This window comes from Castellaniella sp. (genome assembly GCF_034007085.1).
In the GTDB taxonomy this organism is placed as follows: domain Bacteria; phylum Pseudomonadota; class Gammaproteobacteria; order Burkholderiales; family Burkholderiaceae_B; genus Castellaniella.
This window is the reverse complement of the sequence record NZ_JAVERO010000159.1, coordinates 1-4,104: the sequence shown is the minus strand read 5'-3', so window position 1 is coordinate 4,104 and position 4,104 is coordinate 1. Positions and strand designations below refer to the sequence as shown.

Here is a 4,104-nt window from a genome sequence, read left to right as displayed (position 1 = left end):
GAACCCTCTCCCGTCCGGACGGGAGAGGGTTCTGGGGGGGGCGGATGCGACAGGCAGGGCCGTCGAATCCGCGACCTGACCGTCCAGGCTGAAAGAGGATTCACCATGGCGGGCCGGCGTTGTCTGGCCCTGGGCCTGCTGGCCGGGCTGCTGGTCGCCGACATCCGCCTGGCCCAGTGACAGACCCGCCTGGGCCAGTTGCTGTTCCAGGTGGGGAAGCGCATTTTCCAGGGCCTGGCGCACGCTGGCATGAGGCGAAACGAAGGATGCCTGGGCGATGGAGTCGCTCACGTGCAAGGTGATGTGAATCGGGCCGAGTTCCGGCGGGGAGACATGCATCTGCACCGTGCTGCCTGCACCCGTGAGATTCTGGGTCAGATGCAGGATCTGCCGACTGAAGTCCTGGGGCCATTGTGGATTGGCCAGTGGTGTGGGCAGGGTAACAGCAGCGGCGGCAGGCGCCGGCAGCGTGGCGGTCGACGGCGGGATGGCGGCGCCTGCCGGTGCCATGGTGCTGGGCGTGAGCTGCACGGCGTCCGGCGTTGCGGCCAGGCGCGTGTCCAGGCGGGCTGCGGACAGGGCAGGGGCGACAGGATCGGACGCGGCCAGGGATACCAGGGGCTGGCCGCCGGTCTGCGGCTGAGCGGTGCCCGTGCGGATGCGGCTGGGTTCGCGCGTATCCGGGACCGATGCCGGATCTGCAGGCGACAGGATGCGGGCAGCGGGAGTGGCTGCGGCAGCCCGGTCGGTGCGCCATGCGGGGGCGCGGTCCGGCGCGTCGGTATCGGCCGGCAGGGCATCCGGAGCGTCTGCGAGGGTATCGCTGGGGGTGCAGGCGGCGATTTCGATCGGCAGGCGTGCCGCGCGCGGATCGGCGTGGTCAGCCTGGCCGCTGGTGGTGCCGGCATGGATCGGGCGGGTTTCGACAGGGACCGCTGCAGCCTGCATCAGCGGCAGGGCGGCGCTGTCAAGGATCAGCGACAGGGTTTCGTCCGGACCCAGTGGGTCATGACGCTGGGATGGGTCCGGGTTCGCGTGGCCGTCGTCTTTGGCGCGGCGTGGTTCGTGCGGGCGGCTGGCGCCGTCACGCTGCTGCGACAGCACGTTCGAGAAGGCCGGGGTGTCCTTCGTCTCGGCGGCGTCCGCGCCGCGCACCGGAGCGTCTGCGGGCGGCGGACTGGGGCTGGTGACTGGAAGGACGGGCATGTTCATGGCGTATGCGGATTCAGTGCGGCTGTCGGGTGCGCCGGTACAGGCCGGCCGAAATTTCGTCGCTGGCGCGTTGTTCGCGCCGTTGTTCGCGGTATTGCAACTGCCGGATCTGGCGCGCCTTGAGGGTTTCGTAGGAATTCAGTCGGCGTTTTTCGTCGTGCCACTGTTTGCGACCCGCCTCGATGCGCACGTCAATCTGGGCGATGATCGTATTTTGCTGGGAAATGGCCTCGTCCAATGTGGCGATAAACTGCCTAAAGTTATGGTAATTCGAGGCCGATACGCCTTGTTCCGTCGTGCTTTGCAGGCGGCGCGTATAGTCGGCGCGGTAGCCGTCCAGCGTGTTCAGCTGGCTTTGGGCCTCGCGGCGCCGATGGCCGAGTTCGGACAGATTGCGCCCGGCTTCATCGAGTTTTTCCTGGGCCAGATCGATCAGCACGTCCAGTGGTGTTTCAGGTCTCATGGGGCGGCTCCTGTCCCAACACGCCGGCCAGTGCGGCCACGGCAGTGGCGTAGTCTACGCGTACATCGATCCCCTGCTGCAGGTAGCCTTCCAGCCACGGGTGGCGTTCGATGGCCTGGTCGACTTCCGGGTCGTTGCCCGCAGTATAGGCGCCGACGGCAATCAGGTCGCGGTTGCGCTGGTAGCGAGACATCATGCGCTTGAACAGATGTACGTGGCGGAACTGGCTGTCAGGCACGATGGCGGACATGACCCGCGAGATCGAGGCCTCGATGTCGATCGCCGGATAATGGCCGGACTCGGCCAGGCTGCGCGACAGGACGATGTGCCCGTCCAGAATGGCGCGTGCCGAATCGGCGATCGGGTCCTGCTGGTCGTCGCCTTCGGTGAGCACGGTGTAGAACGCCGTAATGGACCCGGCGGGCCGATCCCCCTGGGGGGCGCCATTGCCCGCGCGTTCCACCAGGGTCGGCAGTTTGGCGAACACGGATGGTGGATAACCCTTGGTGGCCGGCGGCTCGCCGATCGCCAGGGCGATTTCGCGCTGGGCCATGGCGTAGCGTGTCAGGGAATCCATGATCAGCAGCACATGCTGTCCCTGGTCGCGGAAGAATTCCGCCAGCCGGGTTGCGTAGACTGCGCCCTGCAGCCGCAACAGGGGAGACACATCGGCCGGGGCGGCCACCACCACGGAACGAGCCAACCCGTCCGTGCCCAGGTTCAGTTCGATGAACTCCTTGACCTCCCGGCCTCGTTCGCCGATCAGGCCGACCACGATCACATCGGCCTGGGTGTAGCGGGCCATCATGCCCAGCAGCACGCTCTTGCCCACCCCAGATCCTGCGAACAGGCCCATGCGCTGCCCCCGGCCGACGGTCAACAGGCCGTTGATGGCGCGCACGCCGACGTCCAGCACGGTGTTCACTGGTGCGCGCGTGAGCGGGTTGATCTGTTGGGCCGTCAAGGGCGCCATGTCCAGATCGGGGGGCAGGGGCCGGCCGTCCAGCGGCCGGCCGGCGCCGTCCAGAACCCGGCCCAGCAGGGCGCGGCCGACCGGCAGGTGGCGCACCTGGTCGGTGATGATGGTGGACTCGATGTCGGCCAGGGCGGCGGGGCCGTCAGGCAACGGCACTGGATCCAGCCACAGGGTTTCGGCGGGCACGATGCGGGCCCCGGGAGGCAGGCCGGTGATGTCGTTCTGAGGCATCAGATAAAGCGTGTCGGCGTGAAAACCGACGACTTCGGCGTCGGCCCAGCGGTCCTGATCGGGCGAGATCTGGACTTTGCAGGCAGCGCCGACCGGCAGTTGCAGTCCGGTGGCTTCGAGCACCAGCCCGGTGGCGCGTGTCACACGCCCTTGGCGGCTGGTCGGTTGGCGGGCGGCGACTCGCTGTTCGCAGGCGGCCAGTTGCGCTCGCCAGCGCGCGCCGGGGGTGTATTCCGCAGCAGCATCCTGGGTCATGATTGCCTGCCTGGCTGGCCCAGTGCGGCGATGACGCGCTGCCAGCGGGTTTCCAGGGTGGCGTCCACGGAACCCAGGGCGGTTTCCGCCACGCAGCCGCCACGGGTGATGTTTTCGTCCGCACTCAGGATGTAGCGTGCGGGGTCGGGCGTCTGCTGCAGGAAGGTGCGTACCAGTTCGAGGTCTTCGGGATGCAGCCGCAGCCGCAGCCCGGCGCCCTGTTCGGGACGGGCCTGCATGACTTCGCGGACCAGATCCAGAATGTGGTTGGGGTGATCGCGGATATGGGTGCGCAGCACCTGCTCGGCAATGCGTACGGCCAGCTGGATGATGGACTGGCCGACTTCCTGTTCGATGTTGTTGAGCGCGGCGCCGCAAGCCTGGGCCAGATCATCCAGGCGGGCGGCCTGCTCGCGGGCCAGGTTGGCGCCTTCGGCGTGCCCCTGTTCCAGGCCCTGGGCATGGCCTTGGGCGCGCCCCTGTTCCAGGCCCTGGGCGTGGCCTTCGGCGCGTCCTTGTTCCAGACCCTGGGCGTGGCCTTCGCGGTGACCCTGCTGGAAACCTTCGGCCCGCCCCTGCGCCAGTCCTTCTGCGCGCGCCTCGGCGAGTGCCTGGGTGCGGCGCCGCGCGAGTTCCGCCTGATGGCGCGGATCGCGATCGCTGGCGCGGCGGTTGAGCGGTTGCTTGAGCGCGTCCAGGGATTCCATTTCCCAGCGCTGCCAGCGGGCTCGCGTCGCCAGATCGATGGAAGGCCCGGACTTGTCAGACATATTCGTCGTTGCCCATCGACAGGTTGATCTGGCCGGCGTCGGCAAGCTTGCGGGCCACCATCAGGATGGCCTTCTGTTCGGCTTCGACACGGGACATGCGGACCGGCCCCTGGGCGTCCAGATCGTCGCGCAGGATTTCGGCCGCGCGGTTGGACATGTTCTTGAAGAACTTCGCGCAGAGTTCTTCGCTGGCGCCC

The 4,104-nt window shown here is 67.9% G+C and carries 5 protein-coding genes; all 5 read right to left on the bottom strand.

Translation table 11 applies throughout. The annotated features are described in order from the left end of the window. The coding region (locus RBR29_RS10865) for a flagellar hook-length control protein FliK (protein ID WP_320349229.1) at positions 1–1,212 on the bottom strand (1,212 nt) is incomplete at its 3' end. Positions 1,213–1,225: 13 nt separating this feature from the next. After that, positions 1,226–1,675, bottom strand: a complete 450-nt coding sequence (gene fliJ, locus RBR29_RS10860; RefSeq protein ID WP_320349227.1) for a flagellar export protein FliJ — start codon at positions 1,673–1,675, stop codon at positions 1,226–1,228. Continuing rightward, positions 1,665–3,137, bottom strand: coding sequence for a flagellar protein export ATPase FliI (gene fliI / locus RBR29_RS10855; RefSeq protein ID WP_320349226.1), 1,473 nt, complete (start codon positions 3,135–3,137; stop codon positions 1,665–1,667). The genes fliJ and fliI overlap by 11 nt, the downstream gene beginning before the upstream one ends. Next, positions 3,134–3,907 carry a flagellar assembly protein FliH gene (locus tag RBR29_RS10850; protein WP_320349225.1) on the bottom strand — a complete coding sequence of 258 codons (774 nt, stop codon included), beginning with the start codon at positions 3,905–3,907 and terminating at the stop codon, positions 3,134–3,136. The genes fliI and RBR29_RS10850 overlap by 4 nt, the downstream gene beginning before the upstream one ends. Continuing rightward, positions 3,900–4,104 (bottom strand): FliG C-terminal domain-containing protein (locus RBR29_RS10845; RefSeq protein ID WP_320349224.1); only part of this gene is annotated, 205 nt, incomplete at its 5' end. The genes RBR29_RS10845 and RBR29_RS10850, both read right to left, overlap by 8 nt.